The 26367-nt window shown below is 36.6% G+C and carries 26 protein-coding genes; 6 read left to right on the top strand and 20 right to left on the bottom strand.

Going from position 1 to position 26367, the window contains the following annotated elements:
• Positions 1–103: 103 nt before the first annotated feature.
• Complete coding sequence (locus GWK08_RS08675) at positions 104–1180, top strand: sensor histidine kinase (protein ID WP_163606545.1); 1077 nt, start codon at positions 104–106, stop codon at positions 1178–1180.
• Between the two features lies 1 nt (position 1181).
• Entirely contained in the window at positions 1182–1889 is a 708-nt protein-coding gene (locus GWK08_RS08670) for a LytR/AlgR family response regulator transcription factor (RefSeq protein WP_163606544.1), read from the top strand.
• Positions 1890–2242: 353 nt separating this feature from the next.
• Here GWK08_RS08670 and GWK08_RS08665 read toward each other — a convergent pair whose 3' ends face one another.
• From GWK08_RS08665 to GWK08_RS08650, 4 genes are all read right to left on the bottom strand, one after another.
• The gene (locus tag GWK08_RS08665; RefSeq protein ID WP_163606543.1) at positions 2243–3682 is read right to left on the bottom strand and encodes a serine hydrolase domain-containing protein; all 1440 of its coding nucleotides are present in this window, start codon (positions 3680–3682) and stop codon (positions 2243–2245) included.
• Positions 3683–3820: 138 nt separating this feature from the next.
• Positions 3821–4270: a hypothetical protein gene (locus GWK08_RS08660; RefSeq protein WP_163606542.1), complete on the bottom strand. Its 450-nt coding sequence runs from the start codon at positions 4268–4270 to the stop codon at positions 3821–3823.
• A 618-nt stretch (positions 4271–4888) separates the two neighbouring features.
• The gene (locus tag GWK08_RS08655; RefSeq protein WP_204336035.1) at positions 4889–5971 is read right to left on the bottom strand and encodes a leishmanolysin-related zinc metalloendopeptidase; all 1083 of its coding nucleotides are present in this window, start codon (positions 5969–5971) and stop codon (positions 4889–4891) included.
• A gap of 389 nt (positions 5972–6360) precedes the next feature.
• Complete coding sequence (locus GWK08_RS08650; protein WP_163606540.1) at positions 6361–7194, bottom strand: hypothetical protein; 834 nt, start codon at positions 7192–7194, stop codon at positions 6361–6363.
• Positions 7195–7683: 489 nt separating this feature from the next.
• Here GWK08_RS08650 and GWK08_RS08645 point away from each other — a divergent pair, with 489 nt between their 5' ends.
• Positions 7684–8385 (top strand): DNA-binding domain-containing protein, encoded by a 702-nt coding sequence (locus tag GWK08_RS08645; RefSeq protein WP_163606539.1) that lies wholly within the window; start codon positions 7684–7686, stop codon positions 8383–8385.
• A 343-nt stretch (positions 8386–8728) separates the two neighbouring features.
• Here the strand turns inward: GWK08_RS08645 and GWK08_RS08640 are convergent, their stop codons facing one another.
• Positions 8729–8950, bottom strand: coding sequence for a helix-turn-helix domain-containing protein (locus GWK08_RS08640; protein WP_163606538.1), 222 nt, complete (start codon positions 8948–8950; stop codon positions 8729–8731).
• 141 nt (positions 8951–9091) lie between these two features.
• Here GWK08_RS08640 and GWK08_RS08635 point away from each other — a divergent pair, with 141 nt between their 5' ends.
• On the top strand, positions 9092–9286 hold the full coding sequence (locus tag GWK08_RS08635) for a hypothetical protein (RefSeq protein WP_163606537.1): 195 nt from the start codon (positions 9092–9094) through the stop codon (positions 9284–9286).
• Between the two features lie 49 nt (positions 9287–9335).
• Here GWK08_RS08635 and GWK08_RS08630 read toward each other — a convergent pair whose 3' ends face one another.
• From GWK08_RS08630 to GWK08_RS08600, 7 genes are all read right to left on the bottom strand, one after another.
• Positions 9336–9884, bottom strand: coding sequence for a hypothetical protein (locus GWK08_RS08630; protein ID WP_163606536.1), 549 nt, complete (start codon positions 9882–9884; stop codon positions 9336–9338).
• A gap of 11 nt (positions 9885–9895) precedes the next feature.
• Positions 9896–12919: an Eco57I restriction-modification methylase domain-containing protein gene (locus tag GWK08_RS08625; RefSeq protein ID WP_163606535.1), complete on the bottom strand. Its 3024-nt coding sequence runs from the start codon at positions 12917–12919 to the stop codon at positions 9896–9898.
• 108 nt (positions 12920–13027) lie between these two features.
• A complete protein-coding gene (locus GWK08_RS08620; RefSeq protein WP_163606534.1) occupies positions 13028–13954 on the bottom strand; it encodes a hypothetical protein in 927 nt (308 codons plus the stop codon).
• Positions 13955–14254 (bottom strand): hypothetical protein, encoded by a 300-nt coding sequence (locus GWK08_RS08615; protein WP_163606533.1) that lies wholly within the window; start codon positions 14252–14254, stop codon positions 13955–13957.
• A 224-nt stretch (positions 14255–14478) separates the two neighbouring features.
• Entirely contained in the window at positions 14479–16227 is a 1749-nt protein-coding gene (locus GWK08_RS08610; RefSeq protein WP_163606532.1) for a serine hydrolase, read from the bottom strand.
• 66 nt (positions 16228–16293) lie between these two features.
• Entirely contained in the window at positions 16294–16569 is a 276-nt protein-coding gene (locus tag GWK08_RS08605; RefSeq protein ID WP_163606531.1) for a hypothetical protein, read from the bottom strand.
• A gap of 1 nt (position 16570) precedes the next feature.
• A complete protein-coding gene (locus tag GWK08_RS08600; protein ID WP_163606530.1) occupies positions 16571–17077 on the bottom strand; it encodes an RNA polymerase sigma factor in 507 nt (168 codons plus the stop codon).
• A gap of 208 nt (positions 17078–17285) precedes the next feature.
• Between GWK08_RS08600 and GWK08_RS08595 the strand changes: the two genes are divergently transcribed.
• Entirely contained in the window at positions 17286–18197 is a 912-nt protein-coding gene (locus tag GWK08_RS08595) for a leucine-rich repeat domain-containing protein (RefSeq protein ID WP_163606529.1), read from the top strand.
• Positions 18198–18223: 26 nt separating this feature from the next.
• Here the strand turns inward: GWK08_RS08595 and GWK08_RS08590 are convergent, their stop codons facing one another.
• From GWK08_RS08590 to GWK08_RS08580, 3 genes are read right to left on the bottom strand one after another with little or no spacing between them, the layout of a single operon-like run.
• Positions 18224–18421, bottom strand: coding sequence for a hypothetical protein (locus GWK08_RS08590; protein ID WP_163606528.1), 198 nt, complete (start codon positions 18419–18421; stop codon positions 18224–18226).
• A gap of 9 nt (positions 18422–18430) precedes the next feature.
• Positions 18431–19513 carry an acyltransferase family protein gene (locus GWK08_RS08585; RefSeq protein WP_163606527.1) on the bottom strand — a complete coding sequence of 361 codons (1083 nt, stop codon included), beginning with the start codon at positions 19511–19513 and terminating at the stop codon, positions 18431–18433.
• A gap of 21 nt (positions 19514–19534) precedes the next feature.
• Positions 19535–20110 carry an ankyrin repeat domain-containing protein gene (locus GWK08_RS08580; RefSeq protein WP_239524890.1) on the bottom strand — a complete coding sequence of 192 codons (576 nt, stop codon included), beginning with the start codon at positions 20108–20110 and terminating at the stop codon, positions 19535–19537.
• Between the two features lie 230 nt (positions 20111–20340).
• Between GWK08_RS08580 and GWK08_RS08575 the strand changes: the two genes are divergently transcribed.
• Positions 20341–22416 (top strand): helix-turn-helix domain-containing protein, encoded by a 2076-nt coding sequence (locus tag GWK08_RS08575; RefSeq protein WP_163606526.1) that lies wholly within the window; start codon positions 20341–20343, stop codon positions 22414–22416.
• A gap of 97 nt (positions 22417–22513) precedes the next feature.
• On the opposite strand, the gene GWK08_RS08570 is transcribed toward GWK08_RS08575, so the two are convergent.
• From GWK08_RS08570 to GWK08_RS08550, 5 genes are all read right to left on the bottom strand, one after another.
• Complete coding sequence (locus GWK08_RS08570; RefSeq protein WP_204336034.1) at positions 22514–22804, bottom strand: VOC family protein; 291 nt, start codon at positions 22802–22804, stop codon at positions 22514–22516.
• A gap of 68 nt (positions 22805–22872) precedes the next feature.
• Positions 22873–23322 carry a hypothetical protein gene (locus GWK08_RS08565; RefSeq protein WP_163606525.1) on the bottom strand — a complete coding sequence of 150 codons (450 nt, stop codon included), beginning with the start codon at positions 23320–23322 and terminating at the stop codon, positions 22873–22875.
• 213 nt (positions 23323–23535) lie between these two features.
• The gene (locus tag GWK08_RS08560; RefSeq protein ID WP_163606524.1) at positions 23536–24048 is read right to left on the bottom strand and encodes a ferritin; all 513 of its coding nucleotides are present in this window, start codon (positions 24046–24048) and stop codon (positions 23536–23538) included.
• Between the two features lie 132 nt (positions 24049–24180).
• Positions 24181–24414 carry a hypothetical protein gene (locus GWK08_RS08555; protein WP_163606523.1) on the bottom strand — a complete coding sequence of 78 codons (234 nt, stop codon included), beginning with the start codon at positions 24412–24414 and terminating at the stop codon, positions 24181–24183.
• A gap of 142 nt (positions 24415–24556) precedes the next feature.
• Entirely contained in the window at positions 24557–26260 is a 1704-nt protein-coding gene (locus GWK08_RS08550; RefSeq protein WP_163606522.1) for a tetratricopeptide repeat protein, read from the bottom strand.
• Positions 26261–26367 lie beyond the last annotated feature (107 nt).

Below are 26367 nucleotides of genomic sequence, written 5' to 3'. Positions count from 1 at the left end.
GAAAATATTTTTAATCCGCAGGAAGTGCATTTTAGGCAGCAGATTATTAAGATTCGTCTTTTTTAAAGGGATGCCGGACACATATTTTATATATTTATGGACTATGGTTAAAAGAAAGAACCCGGTCGATTGGATCATTCAAAACAGAGTCGTTGCACACATTATTTTCTGGCTGTTGGTATTTATAAGCTTACCTATTTTGGCTGCATTAAATGAGGGAAGCGTTAAAAAAACCGTAGTGAGTGGCTTAAGTCTTTTACCCGCCCAAGTACTAGCGAGTTATTTTTTGGTCTATTATCAGGTCCCGAAACTTTTATTTAAAAAGAAATACTTCTGGTTTGGAGTAAATTTTTTGATCTCGGTATATGTGTTTTTAGTTATTTCAAAGCTTTCAGGCACGTATTTGCCCAAGCTTTTCACTCCAAAATACTACGAGCCGCAAAGCCTTATAGAAATAGTATCGAACCCGTTTCATTTGGCGGTCGTTCATTTTCCGGCAGTCTATGTCGTTGTTTTTATCATGTTTATAATCAAGGCATTTAAGGATCGTTTTGAGGAACGCCATCAGCTTGAAGTATTACAAAAGGAAAAAGCCAATACCGAACTTAAGTTTTTAAAAGCGCAGACAAATCCGCATTTCCTGTTTAATACATTAAATAATCTGTATTCACTTACCCTGGAACGATCTGAAAAAGCACCGGAAGTTGTTTTAAAACTGTCCGATATGCTCGATTATATGCTTTACCGGTGTAAAGATGCCGAGGTTCCGCTAGAAAAAGAAATTGCACTTATACAAGATTATATAGACCTGGAATCGCTGCGTTACGGCAATAAGTTAAAGCTGAATTTTAAACACCACCTTCATGATCCCAACGTAATGATCGCGCCCCTGATCCTGATATCATTTGTAGAGAACGCTTTTAAACACGGTGCCAGTACTACACTGAGTAACACGGTTATTGAAATTGAATTAACCGCTGATGAAAATGAGCTTTATTTTAAAGTTTTTAATACCTTATCTGCCGGCAAACCGGGGAATACGAAAAACGAAGCGCATATCGGGATCGGACTTTCCAACGCAGAAAGGCAATTAGAGCTGAACTATAAAAACAACTACGACCTGAAAAGTACCAAAACAGAGGATCATTTTCAGGTCATATTAAAGATTAATTTAAAGTAATATGGTTATAAAATGTATGGTTATAGATGATGAGCCGCTAGCCATTAAGGTACTTGAAAAATACATCAAAAAAGTACCCGACCTGGAGCTTGTGGCTACATTTGATAATCCTGTAACCGCAGGGCATTTTCTTCAAAACAACACCATAGATCTTTTGTTTTTAGATATTCAGATGCCTGAGGTTACTGGTATCGACTTTATAAAGAACACCACCATACAACCCAAAGTAATTCTAACAACAGCCTTCAGGGAATACGCCCTGGAAGGTTATGAGCTGGATATCATTGATTATCTGTTAAAGCCCATATCCTTTGTTCGCTTTTATAAATCCATCAATAAATACAGGGCATTAAATACAACCATTCAACCAGGTTCCGGCGAGTCCACGGAAACCAATGAAACATCAGATCATATCTTTGTTAATTCGAACAAGCGGATGATACGGATAGAGTTTAACAATATTCTGTTTATAGACAGTATTAAGGATTATGTGAGAATACATACTGCAAACGACACCATCGTTACTAAAGATAAAATAAGCTCTTTTGTGGAGAAGCTCCCCTCCTGTTTTTTAAGGGTTCATCGTTCTTATATTATCAATACCCGAAAGATTGCTTCTTTAACTTCTAAGGATGTTGTGCTGCTTGGGGGGATGGAAATCCCGATTGGTTCTTCTTATAAGGAGATTATTAAGTTTATTAAGGATTAAAGGTTAAAAGGGTTCTTCTTTCTTTTTCCATTGATGAAAAAGAGGGCCTTAAAGCAAAGGTACGGTGTACGTTTGTTTTTAGGAGCCAGTTGGTGCGTTGGCTTTTTCGCCAAAATGAAAATTATAGAACATAACGCTAAACCTAGATACTGTTCATTTTCTTTGCTTGCCCAAAGAAAACGAACCAAAAGAAAAGGCCCTTTTTCCGAGGTATTTTTGGCAAAGGCCAAAACCATCACCGTTTGCTAAATTTGTCTCCAAGGCTTCGAAAATTTTTTACGCAAACGGCTCTTATACGGCGGAAAAAGAGTTCTCCTTTCGATTAAAACCCTTCTATTCATTTGGAGGACACTCTACTCCTTAGTTAATTCGGCAATTTTTTTCTGGGAGCCCTTATATCCTAACTCAACGGCTTTTTGGTAACTTTTAATGGCCTCTTCCTTTAGGTTGTTTGCCTTATATCCATCACCTAAAGAATCCCAGAGGTTCCCATCTTCGGGGTATTGCTGCACATTTATCTTAAAAAGCTCCAATGCCCAGTTTAAATTTTTATCAAACCGTATCAGGAGGTTCCCGATGGTATTTAAAAGCCCTGAATCTGTAAGATCATCAGCGTAATTTTCCTGAAGTAAGCGGACAAGTTCCCCCGATTGGTCTGTCGGATGCTGCTTTATATAATCCATGGCATATGCATAAACATTGTTCTTAATCGGTTCGGGGACATAAGTGTTATCCAGGGTCATTTTTGCAACCTCATAAGCCAGGAATTCTACTTTAGCACTGTTGGCATTGGTTATATAAACAATATATACATCCTCTTCCGGGAACCAAACCAGCGAATGGGCATAGGCTCCGTTAGAGCCGTTATGCGATACTCTTTTAATGTTGCCCTCTAACATCCTGACCGTCCATCCGTAGGCATAACTATAGCGGGAATTACCTGTATAAGGAGTGATGAGTTTTTTAAGGGATCCTGCGGATAGGATCTTATTTGTTTTTAGCGCCTCGAACCAAAGCAGCATATCGTTTTGAGTGGAATTAATCCCTCCGTTTGCTTTTAAATGCCAGGTGATGCCTCCGTCTCTCTGATAACGTACCACAGGTGATTCGCTATCTAAGATTCCCCGGTTATAACTGCGCGACAGTTGTTTGGTATCCCATTCCGGCAAAAGATAACCGGTTTGTTTCATACCGGCCGGTTTAAAAAGATATTCGTTTACATAAGCTTCATACGGCTGACCGGAAACTAATTCTATGATCCTCCCCAAAACACTGTATCCGGTGTTGGAGTAAGAATACTTCGCTCCGGGCTCAGATAGTAATTTGCCGGCGAAAAGCGTTTTAAAAAACTGCTCTTGCGAGATCTTATCGAAGTCCTTCCCGATCGCATCCGGAAAACCGGCTGTGTGGGTTAACAGCTGATGTATAGTGATGTTTTGTTTGTCTGTGGGCAGGTCTTTAAAGTATTTGCTTAACGGATCGCTTAGTTTTAGTTTTCCCAACTCCTCCAGTTTTAAAATAGCCGTACTGGTAAATTGTTTGGTGTTAGAGCCAATATCGAAAATAGTATTCGGATTATTAAGCGTTTGTGTATCCTTATTGGCCAGGCCGTAGCCTTTGTTAATAATAACATCTCCGTCCTTAACCACAGCAATAGCCCCGGAAAAACCGTTTTCGGATCCGGCGGTTAAATACGAATCTATCCGGGAATAAAGTGTTTTTTGTTGAGCATTTAGGCTAAATGCCCCTAATTGTATAATAATGGCGGTAACTAAAAATAATGGTTTCTTCATTTTTGATTTCTGGTTTACCGGTAAGACTGTATAAAACCAGAATCAGTTACATTGTTTTTGTAATTATTCAAATTAATTAATCCATACAAAAAACCCCCATGGAGGTCCATGAGGGCTAATACATCTATCTTTATTCTTTTAGTTCCCTTCGCTTAATGAGAAACTACCATCCCCGGTGAATGATCCCAGGGTTATTGTAACAGACCAAACTCCTGAGGTTCCGGATTCGGTAACTCCTGAAAAGGAATCCGGCTCAGTTGCACCATCCAGCGATCTATTCAAGACAATATTTTCGTCGGCATCCCGTACCGTCATGTTGAAGGTTCCTTCCGTAGTGGCAGTAATATCTGCATTATAATCGGCAGTGGTTAAATTGTTCCGCCAAAGGAAAGTTCTCGTAACACTTCCACCGGTTCCGGTGAAATCGCCGTCAACGTCACCGTTGAAGTCGTCGCCGTTATCAAATAGTACAGTACCATTGATACTTACCTGAACGGTAGTATCATTGTCGTCGTCGCTGCTGCATCCCACGAAAGCCGTTAAAGCAACCATGGTAAAAATTGTAAAGAAAAATTTAGCTAGTCTCATAGCATTGTAAGGTTTTAGGGTTAATAAATTTATTTAACTATACTATGTAACAAGTGAAACGAAAAAAACCCTACCTCAGTATCCATTTTTTTTAGTTTTTTTTTCTTCTCTTCTGCTTTTGTGCTTGATTAAGTGTTGTTATTTATCCACCGAAATGGAATGAAGGAGGGCATTTTCTTTGCTTGCTCAGGGCCTTAAAGTAATGGTATAGTTTTGAGGAGTCAGTTAGCGCGTCTGAGTATTCTTTCTTTTTCCATTGATGAAAAAGAAACAAAAAATCTAGGCTGCACAAAACTTTGGAAACAATGTACGGGTCGCTCGCTATATTTTAGAAAACTTTCTCCTTTCTGATACTGTTCCCGGCTTCATCCTAAATATCATATCCCATCCAAAATATTGCCCGCCCTCTAAAATACGACCGCTTACTCCCCTATTGTTTTAACCAAACTTTTATGAGGCCGGTTTTCCTTCTTCACCGACCTAAATCTTCTTATTTATAAACATATCCTTTCCTGTTCTGTTAACAGAAAAAGAGTCTGAATTAAACCGCTTGGGTCCAAAACAAACTCTTTTAGTATCTGCTTGTTAAATCTGCTATCCTGTCTTAAAGCAAATTTATTATTTCTTTACGGTTACAAAGCCGATAGGTTGAAGTAAAACTTCCATTTTAGCAATGTTAAGCCCTGAAGTTTCATCGACTGCCTCGTTTCCGAGTTCATCGATATCCACTCCGGCGGTACCGCGTGGTAAATCATAGGATTCTCCAACAGAGGCCGAACCATAACCAAGATCTCTCATAGATCCTGCGGTAATTCTACTTAACGGGTTCTCCCCAAGGTTCAGGAATCCGGTCATTAACTCATTAGTAAGTACAGATTCTCTCCAGTGACCTAATGCAGTACCCGGGCCACCTACGTTCTCAATAGGTAATTCGTCTGTACCGCCTTCAGCATTCCAGAAAACGTTGGCCATTCTTCCTGTAAAATAAGGATTGCTGTCAGGTCCGGCTCTAAGAGTTCTGTCAAAGCCAAACGGAGCAGTATTCCAAAGGGTACCCACTCCTAAAACGTGTCCCATTTCGTGAACGATCACTTCTTCAAACAAATCCAGTTGCTCCAGGAAGTCCAGATCGGCTACATCAAAAAACATAACCCCCGTTAAGGTTAAAAAGCTATCGGTACGAATAAATCTCGGACCTGCCTGCCCAAGAATCCCTCCGGGACCGTCTATCGGTGCCAGGGCTACTTCTATAACAATATCATCTATCGTACCTTCAATATCCGGAAAGCCGTTAAAAGCCGAAGGAATAGGGCCTTCCACCGAAGGAAGGTCTCTAATGATGATACGCTCCCATCGGGCGGCAGCTGCCTCAAATACTTCTGCCTGCCTGTCGGTAGGCGGAATTAAAAAGTTTAATGCAATATTAAAACGTCCGCGATCCGGACCGGCAGCATCAGTAGCTCCTGATGGTGCTGTTCGCAGCGGTGTGGTTAGCAGATCGTCGATGATTATCGGTTCTACCGGATCCGCTTTTAAAGAGATCTTTACATTTTGCGCATCAGGAACAACCGGGACATCTGCTTCCAGGGTGTCGTCCGAACAGGAAGCAAATAGTAAGGCTGAGATTCCGGCAAAAGTAAATAATCGCATAAGAATGTTTGAATACCCACGGTGTGGGCGCTTTTGAAAAGTCTTTTTCATAATCTTGAATTTTGTTGATAGTAGAACTGTTACTTATTTCAGAACAGTTCGCGTTAGTGTTTATTAAAATTGAAGAGCGATTTTAAAAAAACGAGCAGATCTAGACAGGAATAGCTTGTTATTAAAATCTATCTTTTCATAGCTTAAAACAAATAATTGCAATTTTTATAAAATAACGGATAATTAATTGAATTTCCTTACGGAAAAACCACAATTTTCTGCATATTTTTCAATGATTTTGTTATTTTTTTTCTTCTCTATTAAAATAACTACTGAAGATTTGTTATAGGTATGGAAAAGAATACTTTACTGATGATGGGTAGGTAACTTAGTTTATTATAATAGAATAGATAATAATCAAAAAATCATCACAAATCCAAAACTTAAATTTAAACAGGTTTAAAATATTTCAAGCTTTTATCAATTTTTGAAAGCTTAGTTAAACAATCTTTGAACATGGGTAAATCTAAATTCATACGCTCATCATTTTGAAAAAAATTATCGGAATGAACTTCAATGAAGTTCAAAATATCTTTATACTTATCCAATGTATTCACAAATCTAGCATTAAAGTAAGCTCTAGAATCAAATAATTCTGTGAAAACAAATTGATAATAATTCAATATTTCTTCCTTTAATTCATCATTTTTAAAATCATCATCTAATTTTTTTCTTAAATATCTAAGGCCACGAAAGTCGTTGTAATTAGAATTAATTGAAATTGCCAATTGAAAAATGTTAGGTCTAAGAGTAAAAAGGTCTTCATTAAACGTTCTTAAAACAATTAATTTGTCCAATGAATCATCGGGCATTTCTCTTACCTGTTCTAAAGATTCATTAAGAATATTAACATGATCCCCAATGCGTGAAGCTGCATCGTGTAGGTTTTCAACGCTGGAAGTTAAACGTTCCATATCATTCTTGTATGATGAGACCACTGTTTCAAAAATAATATTCGAAAATTCAATCGTATTAGTATTTGACATCAACTTATTAGTCTTTTTCTGTTCTCTTACTGTAATATATATTAGAATAATCGTTAAAAAATTCAAAAAAGGTGCAGTTATTCCACCAATAGTATCTCCTATTTGCCCAGTAGTTGTAAAATCTACTCTTGAAATACCTTGTCTTGTAAATATATAGGGTAAAATAAGAACTAGTATAAAATATATAGCAATTATGATATAAAGATTCTTGGTTATGAAATCTTTGAATTTTTCCATTTTGTTTTGAGTTAATATTTCTTACCAAAATTTATAAACTTCATTGTTTCAATATTTCAAATGAACAATTAATTAATATATAGCACATATCTAACATTCATTATAATATTTACATCGAGTTTTAATATATCCAAAATAACTCAATTCCAATCATTATTCTTTACGGAAAATCCGCAATTCTCTCCAAAGTTTTTAACTATTTTTTCATCTTCTGCTTCTCTCTCTTGTTTTTACAAAACAGTCTCTGACGCCTTTCCTTGGTATCATTTTTTTGTTGGATTTCCAAAAGGAATTATCCTATGAAAACTGTTGAAAACACAGGTGGTTCCGGCCTATAACAAGCTATTTTGCTAATCAAAAAAAGCTAGTTAAATTGAAAAAATTAAGCCTGTTTTTCAGGCTTTTTTCTCCCCCGTACTTCCGTGAAAATCACCATTAAGATGTAGTGAAAACAGCTCCCTTTTCGGGAGCATTTAAATATCATTTATTATGAATATACCATATTATTTAGTTGACTTGGCAATTGGTCCGGAACCTGATCATAAAGCCGGGAAGATCCAGGCAAGAGGTTCGCTCTCCGAAAGGAATATTTTAGACCGAATGGTGCAGAGAGGTACCGGTATTAGCCGGGAAGATATGCAGGCTACCCTGGACCTGTTTACCAAAGTAGTCTCAGATGGGCTTGCAGAAGGATGGGCCGTTAATACGCGCCTTACCAATTACCGCCCGGGTATTAAAGGGATCTTTAACGGAGCTACTGATCCTTTCGATCCCAGCCGCCATCATTTTAGAGCAGCATTAAGCGAAGGTGCCGATCTGAAAAAGAAAATGCGCGAGGCCTCGGGTGAACGTGTTACCGTACCCCTGCCCGCTCCCTTCCTTATCCAATATACCGATTACGGCAGCCATACTACAGACAGTATCCTTACGCCCGATAATATTGGTGAGATTAACGGTCAGGCCCTTAAGTACGATGCGGCCAATGAAGAGGAAGGTATTTTTCTTGTTCCGGAGGCCAGCGGCGATGCCATTAGGGTAAGTACTGTTTCCATCCTTACCGAAGGACGGCTTATGTTTATGGTACCTTCTACACTTAGTGTGGGTGAATATATCATGGAAGTTCGAAGAGGATATACCAATCAGGCAAGTATCCGTATAGGTACATTGCACCACACCCTTACGGTGGGTTAACCGGTCAGATTGCTTAAAACTTATTAAAAATGGGTGGGACCGGAAAATGCCCTGGAGATACAAAATGGATTACCGGGTTATTTAAAATAAACAACTAGGTAACTTAAAATAAATAACCAAGTAACTCAAGATAAATAACCAGGTTGTTTAAAAAATATATCCAGGTTCTTTTTTTTAAATCACTAGGTAACTCTAAAAAAGCTCCCGAATACGGGGCCTCCAAGAGGTGATATTCTTACCCTCTATATAACGACTCCCCTACCCGTCTAAACAGCGATGATGGTTTGGGGGAGTTTTTAGTTCCGATTTTGAAAAAAAGAGTGTTTCTATAAGATTTTAAAGTTTAGCTATCCTCTTTTAAGGTTAAACCTGCACAGATTTCTTTGAAAATTTCACAAGGATCAACATCAATGGCTAAAGCAATAAGATACAACTCATCTACACGAAGCTTGGTAGACTCATTAGAACTTAATTGACTCATACGAGATTTGCTAATTCCAGTTTTTCTGGAAACTTCTGCTTTATTGATAGATTTCTTTGCTAAATAGAGACCTAGTTTGGTCATAGTCGTATCATCTTTATACACATAAATATAGATAGTTGATACATTAGTTTCAAATTTTAAAACTTTTTATACATCATTAGGTATATTTTTGATACTTTAGTATAGAAATTCGATACACTTGTATTAAAATATTATATAATTATGAGTAAATTAAGATATACCAAAGCAGAACTTGAGGAAATCGTACTTATACAACTGGATAACCTAAATGCAATGCACGATCTTCTACGTATTATGAAGCTCCAAAATGAGCTTATAGAAAATGCCAATAAAAAACTTAAAGACGAGATTATAGATTTTAAAAAGAAGGTTAGTTATTCTAGAAGGAAGAAATAAGGTTAATTATATACAATCCACTATATTAAGACTCGATAATGTGTAATGCTTATAATTCCTTTAATTTTTTGATAAAATCTTTGAGCGATATAATCGTTTCATGTTCAGGTGGTAACTCATAATATTCTTCTTTTTTACCTCTTATAATAGGATTAACCAATTCGAATGATTTTTTATTGATAATATGATCAAAAAATAAATCATCTAATATGATAACTCTAATTACTGTTTCGTTATTTTTTTGAATTAATACATGCACAATTACATGTAATTTTCCTTCTCCTCTTTTATGTTTTTTATAAGCATTTCTTAATTTATCCGGCCTAACCCATAGTGGCTTATCAAAATCCATTTTTATATTTGGGCCAGTTACTTCAATGTAACATTCTTTTTCCTTAACATATAAATCAGCATCTCCTTTTTCTAGTTTATTGTCTTTGGCATTGCCTTCAATAAACGCAGTACTTCCAGCACCTAATCCAATTTCAATTACTTCAAAACCGGTTTCACTTTCAATAATATTTTTTATCTTTTTTTCCTTGGAAGCTGCAACTTCCCAGAAATCTTTATATGCATTTTTCCAATAATTTTTATTCATCTCTCATTAGATTAAGGCATTTGACAAACAATTAAGTTTTTTGAATCTTCATTAAGATTAAACAATTCAAACATTTTATAATCAATTGAATTCACAATTTCGTTTTTATTATTAATTAATTTTGTAATTAGATTTTTAGATTTACTATGAATTTCAAAAAGTTTATATTCCTCATCTGAATTCATTTTTGACAAATTATTATTCACTCGAATTAAATTGATTTCAGTATTTATTTTTTTTAAATCATATTTATCCCAATTAATCATTTTATTTGAGCTATTTTCATTTGTATACATTGCACATACATAATCATGAAAAGAACTTCTATTTTTAATTATTTCTTCATTAGTATCAGATAATTTATCCATTTTATCTTCTACAAATTTTAAATCTTTCTTTGTAATAAATGGTATTGGAATTCTATCAGTTATTGCATTATCGAAATGCATTGTTCTTATCGCCTTACCATAAATAAAACGATAACAATACCAGTTTATAACTTTTGAATTCAATAATGCACAAATAAACTTATTGCTATAAGTCCCATTATTAATAGTTATTTGGTTTATTGTATCTAAAATAGCATAATCATTCTCTAAAGGTATACATGCAATAATTTTAATATGCTCTACTGGATTACTAATATGTGATACAATATTTTGCGCCAATAAGGAATTAGAGTTTATGAAATTTTTAGAATCTAAATCTATTAGCTCTTTATTTATTAAACCTTTATAGCCAATTATACCTTCTCTTTGAATATTTACTCCGCCTAATGCTTTTACATTTCCGCTATCATTGACAAGTTTTTGTAATGCCCCTCCTCTTTGATTTTTTGCAATTTTATTTAGAGTTCTACTATTTTTTAAAATAATATTTGCTACGTTTAATTCCACACTTGAAATTCCATTTAAGTAAAACCCAAACTTTTCATAATCTTGTTTCAAAATCTGCCCAATCTCAATTATTTCTTGATCTTTACGCAAAAGTGTCTTATATGTTTTGGATGTATTATTTTTAGTGAACCCAACAATAACTTGCTCTAACTTTACTTCTTTCCATACTTTTTTACAGTCAACTATTTCATCAATTTCATTTAATAATAATTCTCTTATATACTTATAATTTGATGAAAAAGAAAATGCTTTTGGTATTATAAAACCAAATTTCCCTCCATCAATTAAAAGGTCATGAGAAAGTTTTATAAAAGAAATTACTGTTTCAGAACCTCCTTTTATATAATTTTTGTTAAGATAATTTTGAGTTTCCTTATCTAACTTTGCACCATATGGGGGGTTGCCAATTATAACATCAAAACCACCTTTTTGAATAATATCTGGAAAACCTAAATTCCAATCAAAAGCCTTTGATCCTGCAATATTTTTCACACTAACTAATGAATTCCCGCATTTTATATTTTCACTTAAATTATTAAGTTTTCTTCTCGGTTGAGCGGTACGAAGCCATAAGGAAAGCTTTGCGATTTCTACAGATTCTTCATTTAAATCGACACCATAGATATTGTTTTCTAAAATAGTGTTTTCAATATTCGGAAACACAAATCCTCCTCCCAATAATATAGTTTGTAATTCATCTAAGTACTGATGTTCCTTTATTAAAAAATCGAGGGTTTGATTTAGAAAAGCACCAGAACCACAAGCCGGGTCAAGGATGGTTAATTGTAATAACCATTCCCTATACGCTTCCAAAGCACTTAAAAGTCTTCTTTTTGTTTCAGTTTGGCGATTAGGGCGAAATTCATCTGTTATTATGTTAAGCTCAATTTTCTTTTCATTACAAAGTTTACCAACTGTATTATCTACAATATATTTGGTGATGTACTTAGGTGTGTAGTAAACACCATCTTTTTTTCGTTTAGTTTTCTGTTTATCAAAACTAGCCCCTTCTATCTCAGCATTTACACTTTCAATTTCATTCAATGAATTTTCAAAAATATGTCCAAGAATATTTACATCTACCTGACTTTCAAAATTATAAGTTTGTAAAGTATCTGTATGTTTATACAACAAATCGTTATCTATTAACAGACTATCTAAAATAGGGTCAGGCTTAAACAATCCTCCATTATATGCAAAGATTTCGGCTCTAGATGTTGTTCCTTTCCTTCCTGTATCAAGAAAATGAAAATACTGCTTGAATAAATCATATAGTGGTTTTTCATCTCCAAAGTCATTATCCGCTTTCCACTTATCTAGTATCCTTTTTACAGAATTACTGGTTAATAATGTACTATCTTCCGCAAAGAAAACAAATAAGAAACGATCTATTAATTTTTGTGATTTTTTAAATAATGTACTTTTAATATTTTTTGTTCCCCGGTCTGTATCTTCATTATTTAATTCAGCACGAAAAACTTCATTTTTCATATTCCGCTTGACCAAATCACGAAATAACTCACGTTTAAATATAGAATAAGCTTTGTAAAAATCATCAGTGATTTTCTTTTCTTCCTGTATAGATGCTTGTTTAATGTTAAGGGGTACATTACTTAAGATATTGCTTTTTGCTAAACAGAGATACATAAGTTGAAAACGTTCTTCTGTAAGTGTAAACAAATCAAATTCTTCAAATTCTACTGCATTATTGATGTAAAAACGGAGTTTCTCAAAATTGGAAGTAATAACATATATACATTCTGTTTGATTGGCTTTGTAGTCAAAGGCCTGCTGTCGTATCTTTTCTAAATCCTTTAACTTCGTGCTTTTTAATTCAATAACACCTAAAGCTTTATCCTCTTTTAAGATAGCGCCATCCGCCTTTTTTGCACCCTTTTCATTTTTGAATTCTGTGGTAAGATTAAATTTTGGATCTGGATTTATCGTATAGCCAAAGACAGTTACAAAGAGTTCCATTAAAAATTTTTGTTGGAAACCTTCTTCTTTTATTTTCTTTATATTTTGCTGTCTAACAGGATTATGAAAGTATTTTGCAAACTTTTTATATGCTTTAGAAACAAGCTCTTTATCTTGTTGTGCTAAATAGGTTTTAAGTACGGAGTTCTGGTATAATGGCATTTATAATTTGTAAAAAATATAAAGATATTAATTATGAATAAATTGTACTATAAATTTTAAATCCCATAAAGCAAAGACATATAAATACTTGATATAAGTAAATTTCAATCATTTGAATATATGGGTTATAAAGTCATTCCACAAACGGGTTGACGCAGGAACCCCTTTGTTAGTACCTGGTTCGATTTGAATAAAAATAATATCATTATCTTTTACATGATTTGGAAAAGTAGATTTAGACTCTACATCGCTTTTTAAAGCAATAAGAATTCTTGAAATAGAATCTATTGTATTATTGATCAACCATGTAGAAGAATATTGAACTGTTAAATCATGAGTTTTTGATTTTGATCTTAAACCCGAAAAAATGTTCGTTAAAGCTCCAGATGAAATAAATTTAGCACTAGTCTTCCCCGATTTTAAAACTGTAGAAATCAAATAAGTATTTCTATCACTTCTTTTATGAATCACTTTAGATCTATAGTCATAAAGTTTACCTACAAAGCAATTGTTTTCTTCCACTATAGTTTTAGCAATTGGATTCTTAGAAAAATTACTCTTATTTGAAGGAATTGAAATTTTGTTCAATTTCGTCCAGTGAGACATTGATTCGTTCTTATTGTTTACTATAAAATATACAACCTTACTAAGATAATCAAAAGCTGAACCCAAATGAAAAATTAAACTATCAAATAGAGAAGTAACTTGTTTTTCGTAATGATCATATAATGGGTGAACAGGCTGATAACGTCGTAATATATATTCAGGATCCTTAGAATAGATCTCTTCTATACTTTTTTCAACTAAGTAATGGTGATTTATAATCAACTCCAAATGAAATAGCGATGCGAAAAATCTATAATTTATATTATTAGTCAATTCATTTAACTGTGTATTCCTCACTTCAATATGATGTGAATAATCGGCATATATTGCTCTAAATCCTTTATTTAGAAGTTGAATTCTTTCTTTTATTTTAGAAAACTCTTCTTCCCTATCTTTTATATCTAGTATTTTCTTTTTATTGGATTTCATTTAAAACAATTTCAAAAATGCTAATACTAAATTTAATCCACCAATAATTATAATTGTCCAAGTTAATTCTCTTTGTCGTTTAGAAGATTTTTCCAAATTTGTAATCAATCTTTCACTAAGTCTGCGATTTAGCTCAGCGTTACCTTGTTCAGCTATAGTTGCATAATAAGAAGTTCCTAAAACAACATTGTATGCATAATTCACTGTTGCGATTTTAGTTTGGCATTCTTCCACAACTTTTTTTATTGAATCATCAGAACATCCTTTCGGATAATTATTTGGAATATTAACCTTGCTCATCGTTTTATTGAATTTTCACATCTGTTTTATACAATATAGTCATTATTAAAATATTCAATATAAATTTTGATATTTCCAAAGTAACTCAATCTTAAGCACTATTCTTTACGGAAAATCCGCAATTCTCGCTAAAGTTTTTAACCGTTTTTCCACTTTATTCCAAAAACAAAAAAGACCCGTACCAAAGGCACAGGTCTTTAAAAATGATATGGTTGTTGTTCTGTTTACTTCCTTTTTGCTACCATTTGCTCTCCGCTTTCCAGGATGGTAAGGCTTTCTATTTTAGCATCTTTGTTTTTATTAAATAAAAGTGCTGCATTCCGGCTTCCGATAGCAAATTTTACCTCAGACCTTGGAGTTAATAGCATGCCAGGCCTTCCGGCAAACTCTGCATAGAGCTTACCTTTATCTTCTACTATTTTTATCAGATGCCCGGAATCTAACTGATAGGTCCCCGTATAGCTTTTTAAAAGCTCGGGACTCAGCACCACTTCCTTTTGTGGAGTATCCTTAACGGTTATCCCAAGTTCGGCTAATGACTTTTTAGAAGCGGAAATGGTTGGGTCCAGTTCCAGGGCTTTTTTATAGGATGTAATGGCGTTTTCCTTATCGTTTTTATTCTTATAGCCATCGCCTAAAGAATCCCAGAGGTTTGCATTGTTCGGGAATAGCTGCACATTTAGTTTAAACAGCTCCAGGGTCCAATCGGAATTCGGGTCGTTTTCCAAAAGCATATAGCCTACCTGGTTTAAGACATTGGCATTTTTAAAATCATTACCGTATTCTTGTTTGATCAGGCTTAGTAGTGCATCTGCCTGGTCTGCTTTGTTTTTCTTTACAAAATCCATTACTAAAAAGTAAGAGTTCTTTTTAATGGGTTTTGGCTGGTAGCTATTATCAAATAACATCTTTTTCAGCCTCCATGTTATTTCTACTTCACGGCTATAGGCATTGGTAGAAAAGATGATCACCACATCTTCTTCGGGCAACCACATAAACTCATGAAAAAAGATACCGTTGGAGCCGTTATGCGTAACAATCTTTGTATTCCTCTCCGAGTTAAAGATAGCCCATCCGTAGGCATAAAAACTTTCGTCGCTTCCCTGTTGCTCCTGTATATATGGAGTGGTTAAAAGTTTTGTGGAGTGCTCCGATAAAACGGTATTGGACTTTAATGCTTTATACCATTTAAACATATCTTCCTGGGTGCTTTGAATACCTCCGTTTCCTTTTAAGACCCAGGATACCTTTCCGGCTTTTTGAAAACGCGAGACCATTGTTCCTAAATCTATAATACTCCTTGCGTAGCCATTTGCTAATGTGGTGTTATCCCATTCGGGCATTAGGTAGCCGGTTTGTTTCATTCCCGCAGGCTCAAACAAATACTGCTGTAAAAAGCTTTCATAGTCCTGCCCGGAAACCAGTTCGATAATACGGGCCAGGATACTATAGCCGGCATTGGAATACCGATGTCTTGCGCCCGGTTGGTAAAGCAGTTTGGTGGCGAACAGGGTCTTAAAAAATTCATCGGTCGGTATATAGTCGAAATCGCCATCGCCTATAACATCCACCAGGCCTGCAGAATGCGTGAGCAGCTGATGTATAGTGATATCCTTCTTATCCTCCGGTAGTCCGTCAAAAAAAGTACTGATAACATCGGTAAGCTTTAATTTGTTTTGCTCCACCAACTTAAGAATAGCGGTGCCTGTAAACTGTTTGGTTACCGAACCTGTAGAAAAAACGGTTTTTGGGGTATTGTGCCGCTTTTCCGCTCTGTTGGCCAGGCCATAGCCCTTGTTCAGAACAATTTCTCCATTCCTGGATATCAGGACGGCCCCCGAAAATCCGTTAGCTACTCCCTCGGTAAGATACCGGTCTATCTTTTTATGCAGCGCCTTATTGGTCGGAGTTTGTTGCGCGTAAATGAAACTGCTTATAAGCAGGGCGATAATTAATTTGACTATATTGATCATAACTGTTTTGTTGATTGATTTTATTTTATACTCTATGACTGAAGTTTTGATGATTTGGTTACACTTTTAATCTTTTTTGCCTTTAAGTTTTGCAACAAATTTCTTTACCACGCTGGTAATTAAGGCGATATCCGACTTAATAGAATCTTTTTCAAACTGGCTGATAGATCCTTTGATCATCTCTATATCCCATTTAATAGCATCCTTTTCGAACTGGCTTGTTTTGTTTTTTAATTCGACTACAAGCTGAGACATATCGATCTTTATTGCTTTGCTTTGCGATGATTCATTCCACATATTTTTTATATCATCCCAAACTTCCTGTTGTTCTTTATTCCACATATTACTTTATTTTAGCTGTTATACAATCCAATAATTTTTTTCTTATCCGTTTCATCCGTACGGCTACGTTGTTTTCCGACAAACCAGTTATGGCTGCGATCTTCTTATAAGGTTGGTCTTCCAGAGAAAGAATGACAATTGATTTATCCAGCGGCTTTAGTATGGAGATACAACTCTGCAGAGCTGTGTATTTGATGTCTTCAACAGTACTTACCGCCTTTTCTTCGGATGCAAACTGAATGGAATCCAGTCGCAGGGTTTTGTCATTTTTTTTGCTGAGCCTTCCCTTTGAACGAATACAGACATTCAATGCAATTTTATAGATCCAGGTGCTGATACTCGAATTTCCTTTAAATGATGTATAGGACTTCCATATCTGATAGACCACTTCCTGGAAGAGGTCTTCCGGTTCTATTGGATTTACCGCATAAATCCGGCAGATCCTGTATATACTGCCTTTATTGGCTTCGATGATTTGTTCAAAAGTTTGAGTTACTTGATTTTGCATATGGTTTGTTTTCTCTCTACTACGTTAGTGACAGAGAGTTTGGAAATATGACAAATGATTTAAAATAATAGTTAATTTTTAGTGAAGTTTTTAGAAGAGACATTAAAATACAGCTTAAATGTTATACTTTTATGACACCATTTTTAGACCAGGAATCTGTTGCTAAAAATTAAACAATCTAAACAAACTTAAACACCAGATCTTAACCATGAATATTCATGCCAGGCCGTTTATGGCTGCCTTAATTTACATTATTCTTTCTAATCTGATTATTTCCTGCTCTAACGACAACAGTAACGAACAGGAAGACGATCTTTATGTACAAATTCCCGATTTGAATTTTGAATCTAAACTTATTTCCCTGGGGATAGATTCCGAAGGTATTACGGACCAACGGCTATTAAAAACAGATGCCCTGAAGGTGGAAGATCTGGATTTAAATTCTTTCGGTAAAGACGAAATCAGCGACCTAACAGGGATTGAAGGATTTAAAAACCTAACAAAGCTACAGGCCGAAGGAAATTCGCTAACAACTGTAGATCTCAGCTCCAATAAACAACTCGATACCCTTATCCTTTCAGGCAATTTTATAAAGACCATAGATCTTAGTAATAACACCGCGCTTATTAAACTAAACCTTAGCGTAAATGAGTTAAGCTCCGTAAGCGGATTGGAAAATGCCATCAATTTAAAGTGGTTAAGCCTTTCCTATAATGTATTAGAGGAATTCAGTATCCAAACTACCGCTTTGGAGAGTTTATTTATCAGGGATAACCTTCTCACCTCTTTAGATATCCAAAATGCCGAGAGTTTAATTACCCTTTTGGCTCAAACCAATAGAATTTCAGAAATAGACCTTACTACCAACACTGCTTTGGAAACCCTGGCACTTTCAGATAACAGGATACAGTCTGTAAACCTGGAAGCGAATCCTGAAATTGAAACGCTTTATATTTCCAGTAACTCCCTGCTGTCTCTGGACATAAGTAATCTGGAAAAGCTGGTTTTCTTAACTGTTGACAGAAACCCGGACTTATCGTGCATTAAAATTGAGACCGGCCAGACGGTCCCTAACCTTACGATGTCTGAATATCAGGAGTTAAACACGGATTGTAATTAAAATTTGATACTAAAGAACTTCGGTTATTACCCCTTTTTACCATAGGTCCTTATAACCAATACGGCATTAATGATAAAGCCCAAACCGGCTCCGATTAATGTAGAGGCCCATACTTTACCTATACCGATCCCCACTCCTACTCCTAATACGGTGCACCCTACCAGAATTAGCAGGCATGTGGTTATAATTGCTGCAGGGATCTCTTTCTTATGATTTGTATCCATTTTGTTTATTTATGAAAGTTTATATGTTTTTTCTGTTTTGTTGAATTTCCATTTAAGTCCGAACAAAGGCCTCAGGACACCCATTCTGCGGATGATAAATTCGTAAATAAGGTAGCATCCGGCACCGGTAAATGCTATAATAGCTATAAATTTTAATACCGGCGGCATTTCTAAAGGCAAAATGATCATAGCCCCCGCGTATAATACAAACATATGAATAATGTATACCGGATATGCAGCCTGACTTAAGTAGCTTAAGGTAGCACTGGGCCTGTTCAGGTATTTATAACCGAAACCAAAAACCCCTAAGATCCAGCTGTTAGATTCTATGACCATTAGATAACCGGGCGATTGCATTTCGAACACCGTTAATCGAATAGTGTATAAAACAACGGCCAGGGCCAGATACAACCACCTCCATTTTAAGATGGTTTGCCAGAATGCCTTTCCGCTGTATACAAAAAGAAAACCGAAAAAGAAGGCAAGAAGCCCCAGGAAGAAACCATGCCAGGTCTGTGCGTAGAGCTCAAATATTGCAGGGTTGACCAATAATTCTTCCAGGATAAAAAAGACAGATATCGACAAGGGCCCGACAGGATTACTCATAAAAGAGGAAAGCGCTTTTTTAAACCTTCCCTCCTCTTTTTTCTTCAGGTAAAAGAAAAGTGGTAACAGCAGCAGCACATAAACAAAGATATTTCCGAGGAACCACAAATGTCCGGAATTAGGAAAATAACCCATGGGCATTTTATAATATTTCTGAAAGATAAATATATGCAGGGGCGCTATGGCAATGATACCAAAAACAAAAGGTAAAAGGATCCGCTTACTGCGTTCGGTAAGCAGCTGCTGCCAGTTTCGTTTTCTCATGGCAAAATAGAGCCCCATACCCGATACGTAGAATAAAAGCGGGATCCGCCATACGTTAAGCATGGTCATAGGCCCCCATAAAGTTTCCAGGGGTTCATCGCTCCTGATAAAGCCGATAAACATGGCCCAGGGCTGAAAAATAATAGCTATATGATAGATCAGCAGCAAGCCGATTGCAATGACCCGCAACCAATCGATATCGTATCTTCTTTCTGTTGTCATTTGTGTTTTGATTTAAATTGATTATTGTAACATCATGGCAATTACCGGACGGGTCTTTTCCAGTTCGTTCATATCCAGTTTTAAGCCAAAAGGCGCTAATTGTTGCTGAAGCATCTCATAGATCGGTTTGATCTCATTAAAAGGCCCCATTACAGATTCCCTGGCGGTGGCTCCAAAGTTGTTTCTCACGGTCTTATCTGCTTTGGCATCTATAAGCAGTTGTACAATTTCTACCCGGCCAAAGAAGGCGGCAACGTGTAAAGCGGTAGAGCCGTCATTATTTTTAACCGTCAGGTCTGCACCGGCATTTATCAAAGCTTCAGCAGCACCGATCTTATTAAAAGTTGCAGCCGAGATTAAAGGAGTTGCACCGGTTAAAGGGTCTTTCTCGTTAATATCGGTTCCTGCTTCGATATGCTGTTTAACTACATCGAGTTTCCCGGAAACTATAGCGGTTTGAATATCCATTTTTGGCGTATCTACTCCCGACTTAGCAGTTGTTTTATTACCGGATTGTGCGCAGGCGGTTGTTAGAAAAACAACTACCAGCATAGTGTTGAATAAGATGATCAGGGAATTCATTTTAAATTTTTTCATGACTTTGATTTTTACTGTTTATTTTTTTTGATGTTACAAAGGTCCGGCAACCATCAAGGCAAGAATAATGAGCTATGCAGCTAAATGTGTTAACTTTGTAGAGGGTATAAAAACTATGGCGCAGAAATATAAATTATGACGCAAGTCGCTTATTTTTTTCCGCGGATGCGAACAATTTCATAGTAGGTATTTCCGTAAAATTTTCTAATTTCGACCTAACACAAAACAGCATGTCCGACAAACCGATCCAGGGAGATTTTATTAAACAGGCAGAGGCCGCCATTATGGAGAATATCTCCAATGAGCAATTTGGGGTTTCCGAGCTGGCAGAAGTCATGAATATGAGTCGCTCCAGCCTGCTCAGGAAGATCAAAAAGCACACTCAGCTTTCTGCGAGTCAGTTTATCCGTCAGGTTCGCCTTCAAAAAGGAATGGACATGCTTCAGCAAACCTCATTAACCGTTTCTGAGATCTCTTATCAGGTAGGCTTCGGGAGTACTTCCTACTTTATTAAATGCTTTAGGGAACATTACGGATATCCCCCGGGAGAAGTTGGAAAAGAAACGGAAGCCGGGAAAGAAACAATAGCTACGGAAAGTGTTCAACCTTCTTTTAGGGAGCAATATCAATGGAAAATTATTGGAGTTACAGCTCTCATCGCACTTGTTGCGTTCCTCTTCTACTTTAAAAATACACCTGCTTCTTCTGAAGTAAGCCAGGTTGAAATTGAAAAATCCATTGCCGTCCTGCCCTTTAAGAATGAAAGCAGCGATTCTTCTAACCTCTATTTTGTAAACGGATTGATGGAATCGGCACTTAATAATCTTCAAAAGATTGAAGATCTGAGGGTGATCAGCAGGACTTCGGTAGAGAAATACAGGAATACCGAGAAAGGCATTCCGGAGATAGCCAAAGAACTCAATGTTAATTACCTGGTAGAAGGTAGCGGCCAGCGAGTGGATGACCAGGTTTTGCTCAATATCCAGTTAATAGAAGCATCCACAGACAAACCTATTTGGGTTGAACAGTATAGCCATAAAGTGGTAGATATATTTGCTTTGCAGAATGAAGTTGCCCGAAAAATTGCAAATGCCATCGAGGCTACGGTTACGCCTGCAGAATTAGAGCAAATTGAAAAGAAACCTACCGAAAACCTGTTAGCTTATGATTATTACCTTCAGGCCCTCGATCCTTTTTATTCCAGGACCCAGGAAGGCCTGAATACGGCTATTCCCCTGTTTGAAAAGGCCATCGAAGAGGATTCTCAGTTTGCCCTGGCGCATGCCAATTTAGCTATATCGTACTACTTTCTCGATTTACATCAGAAACAAAAGCAATACACAGATGTGATCAATAATTATGCAGACAAGGCCCTGCTCTATGATTCCAAATCCGATATCAGCCTTATTTCCAAAGCCCTGTACTATATGCATACCGGAGAGTATCGACTGGCACTGCCCCATCTGGAGAAAGCCCTGGAATACAATCCGAATTCGAATGCAGTGGTTCAGGTACTGTCCAGTTTATATGCCAATTCCCTTCCTAATACGGCCAAATACCTGAAATATGCATTAATGGGGATACAACTCGATATTGCCGCAAATGACTCGGTGACCAAAAGCTATATTTACCTGAATCTGGGCAATGCACTTATCCAAACCGGTTTTACCGAAGAGGCACTTGAATATATTGATAAGTCCCTGGATTATGATGAAAATAATTATTTTGCACCCTATGTAAAAGCGTATATCCTCTATGCCAGAGACAAAGATTTGGAGCAAACCAAACAGCTGTTAATAAAGGAGCTGCAAAAGGACAGCACCCGCCTGGATATCCTGCAGGAAGTTGCAAAACTGAATTATTACCAGGAGGACTATGACAATGCTTTTATCTACTATAAAAGATTTGCAGAAGCCAGAAAGAATAATGCTCTGAATCTGTTTCCGCAGGAAGATATAAAGATCGGGGTGGTCTATGAAAAAATGGGGCTGGATGAAGAGGCCGCAGGATTTTTTAAGTCGTATGCCGAGTATTGCGAAAAGGATCAGTCTATCTACAAGCCGGCCAGTATAGCTATGAAGTACGCATACGAAGGAAAGATCGATCAGGCTATTGAGCAACTCAAGATCTTTGCAGCGCAAAATAACTATCAGTACTGGTTCTTGTTATTCCTGGAAAAGGATCCGCTTGTTGAGCCTTTGAAAAAGCATCCTGAGTATGACAAGGTCGTTCAAAAGATCAAAGACCGCTTTTGGGAAAACCAGGCAGAACTAAAAAAGTCATTGGAGGATCAGGGATTGCTGTAATTGGTTGTTTATTAAGCTAAGCGCCCGGGACAATAAAGGCTACCTGTCCGCTGAAGCGATATGCAGAAAGATAAAACTGACACCGACAAACAAAGATCTACTTTTTAAACTCGCAAAAATGTAATAATACTCCTGATGGGTCGTGAACAAAACATTCCCGTCCCCATTCAAAATCTCTTATTGGAATTAATTTTACACCTTCATATTTACGTTCTAAATCCTTTGCGATTATATTTTTCCAACATTTATCAATATCATCTATAGACAGGATAAGCATAGAATTTTCAACCCATTCTTTGACAAAATATCTCTGCAAATAGAAGCCCTGTTGTCGATCTGTACCAAAAAATGAAAGATTTTCATCAACTATAACTTCTCTGAAACCCAATTCCCTGTAAAATTCTCTTGATATTTTAAAATACCCGGCTCCTATAAATGGTTTTATACTCGTGATTTTTATTTAAGCTTGCTTTCGCACCAATCAATTGGTGAAAACAGTAAACAGGCCAGATGTGTATGTTTTCCGGTAAATAATGCAGGGACAGACATTACTTCGCAGCCCCTGTCTCCGCGTATTGCTGCAATAAGTAACGCAGCAGCCAGATAGGTTAAAGCTCCGGTAGCTGCGGGACCGCCATATCCGATAAAGAAAACAGCTAGCAAAGGTCCAAAGGCCAGTATGGCACCTATAACGCTATTGAAATGAGGAGTGAACTTTAAAATAAATAAGTGCAATAAAAGGTAGATGATCATCAGGCCCAATGCCCAACCTAATCGAATTAATGCTCCATCCATAGTAACATCCATATATACGGGCCAGACTTCAGTAACAAAAAATACACCAAAGGCAAACCGGAGAATTCTGCCGAACGGTAACGCTTTAGATATAGTATTTTTTGGATCCATAAGTTCTAATGATCACAATAATCTTTTATTTCTGCTTTTGCATTACTCAAAATAGCTGCTACAAGAGTTCATAAAGTTAAACGAATCCCTCCACATACTCACCTACTCAGCTAAAAAAGCCTATAACAAAACAAATACTATCCCATAGCAAACTACAAACAGCATGTTGTTTGCTTATTATCAGATAAAATAAAGGTGGTATTTAAAAAATGTTTAGCCTCTGGATATACGCTTATCTAAAGCATAAAGATTTTCAACATCGTCTCCATGAAGCTCATAGATCTTCACAGCATGCCTCATTTTTTGCTCCTCTTCCAATTGCTCATTAACAAACCACTGGAGGAAAAGTTCTGATGCCACATCTTTTTCTTTTCTGCATGTTAAAAAGATACTCTGAATAGATTTACTCACCTGGATCTCTTCATGCAAAGCTGTTTTATAAAGATCTAAAATAGATTCGTACTCATGGCTGACTTTTGGTACTTCCGGTGCATATGCCATCCCGCCATTATCGTTAATAAACTTAAATATCTTAAGCATATGCTCGCGCTCTTCGGCGGACTGATCATAGAAAAGTTTAGCACTATGGTCATATCCGTGTTGCTCACACCATGAAGCCATTGCCAGATACATAGACGATGCTTTGGCTTCCATTTTTATCTGCTCATTTAAGAGGTCGATAATCTTAATATTTATAGATAAATTTTCTCTTACTAGATTTTCCATAACTCGTATTATTAATTAATCATTACTTAAAAAGGGAGGAACTTTAAAGTTACGAAAAACACGAGTATAAAATGCTGGTAAAGAGTATTTTAGGATTGGTCTAAATAAATGCAGATTAGCTATTCTAAGTACTTAGTTAAGTACCTCTACTTCTTTTGGAGTAAAAATGGCATGGATGATCTTTTTTAATTCTATAACATCTGTCGTTTCAAGAATCAGGATCTCTTTTAAATTACATAGAGGAACTATTTCAATGCCACTATGATCATTGTAAAAATGAGAATCAATATCTATAGCATTTATAGTATTTCTGAATGCCAGTAATTCGCAAAAACTCAGAAGCATTTCCTTTCCATGGAAATTCAACTGGTACTTATTTGAGGATAATGTAAATGTAATCACGGCGCAAAATTACTATTATTTAGAACTATTACAAATAAACCGCTTATCTTTTTATAACTTTTAGGTTTTAATTTGTTGTTTACCAGTCGTCATCAGCAGCAAACCCCTATTCCGGAACCGATTTAAGCATTGCTTTTGCAGCTGCATTGCCGGGTTCTATAGCCAAAATTTTATGTAGGGTCTCTTTTCCTTCCTTTGTATTTTCTGATGCCAGCTGTATCTCGGCCAACTGCAACAAGGACGGAACATGCTTCGGATAGTACTCCAGATTATACTGTAAAAGCGCCAGGGCAAACCGGCTGTTATCCTCTTCTTTATACAGGTATTTTGCCAGGGAATAAGCTACCTCTGAGTGATCTTCAACAGCGGAAGCCGGATCGGTCAGTAAATGATAAAAGACCAACAGGGCTACATTGATATCGGTATTTTTATAGATGTTGATGATCTCTGTCTTTACATCCTTAAAGCGGTAATTCACTGCAAAATCCATCGCCCTGTCTATCCCCTGCTTATAATCTTTAAAAGACATGGGAGTTTTGTAATGCAGCCAGGTAGAGGAGCGATCGGGCAATCCGGTCCAGTCGTGGTGTTCCTTAACCGAAATTCTTAGCGTAAGTCCGCTGTGGGGTAAGCGATATCTCTGGGAATCCCCGATGTGTCCGGGCCTCCCTCCCATTTCCTCTCCAAGAAAAATGACATTAAAATTCCTTTCCATGTCCAGGGCCAGTAAAATAGCTGCAGAATACGAGTGACGCCCCACAATAACAAATACATTTCCGAAAGTGGATATTTTAGGCCATCGCTGCAGCGCCAGTCTAACGGCCCTGTTCACATCTCCGGAACCACCACGGTTATGCCGCAAGTCGAGGATGATCTTTTCTGCATCCTTTTCAGCAGCAACCTTCATGGCTTCATTCATAAACACGGCGATGCTTTTGTCGGGATGATGAAAAAGGTAATTTATTTTAATATAAAAGAACTTGTTTTCCGGATTGAAATCGTACCAATAGTATTGATCTTCTTCCGTATAAAATTTATCGTTGGTTACCACCTTCCAAATACCATTATCGGTGTTTTTAAGCCATAAGGGTTTTGTGATCCTGTTGTGGGTTAAATAATCAACCCAGACACTGTTATCATTGTATTTAATAGGTTTTAAGGTTACTTCTTCACCTGAGTCGAATGTCAGGCGGACACTGGATTTGGATTGTATCAGGCCTTCAGCATATAGCAATTCTACGATCGACAGGTAGGAAGCCGATAAGAGGTCCAAAGCAGATGTATTTTCATGGGAAATATATAGGGAGAGTCGCTTTAGGACTTCATCAACCGGATGACCGTTAATATGGGTTAGCTTTTTCCCCAGTAAACGGGCATTGTTTGTCGTTGTGCTTTCCACATAAACCCCATCCGAAAATTTTACGAAGCGCAAGGGTAATACAGAAAACATAGAAACAGCTTCGTTCGGTTTTTCTTCCCTCCTGTGCCCCAGGTACAAGCCCAAATGATCATTATTAACCGGCAGGCTAAGCCGGGTATGTCCCCATTTTAGCAGGGCGGTGAGCTTTGAAAATTCGCTTATGATCTTTTCTTCGGAATAAGTTTCTATATTTTGCTTTATATCGTTTTTTAAACTGTCCAGTGTCTGCTCGGAAACCGTGGTATACGGCTTAAGGTGCCTTGTTTTTATAATATTTACCAGATAGTCCAGGTCTTCTGTCCATTGTTGTGTTGACAACTGATTGCTGTCCGACTGGGCCGATATCAGGTTTAAAGAGAAAACAAAAAGTAAAAAGAATAGTTTTTTCATAGGTAACATCTTTAGTTAATGATCCAAATCTAAAGAGTTAAGTTCCGGGAATTATCTTATATAATAATTCAGGAAGTATAAAACCGGAAAATACTTTCGTGAGGAGA

Origin of the sequence: Leptobacterium flavescens (assembly GCF_010671605.1) — a bacterium.
GTDB lineage: Bacteria > Bacteroidota > Bacteroidia > Flavobacteriales > Flavobacteriaceae > Leptobacterium > Leptobacterium flavescens.
The sequence above is the reverse complement of the archived record's forward strand: the minus strand, read 5'-3'. Positions and strand labels throughout refer to the sequence as shown.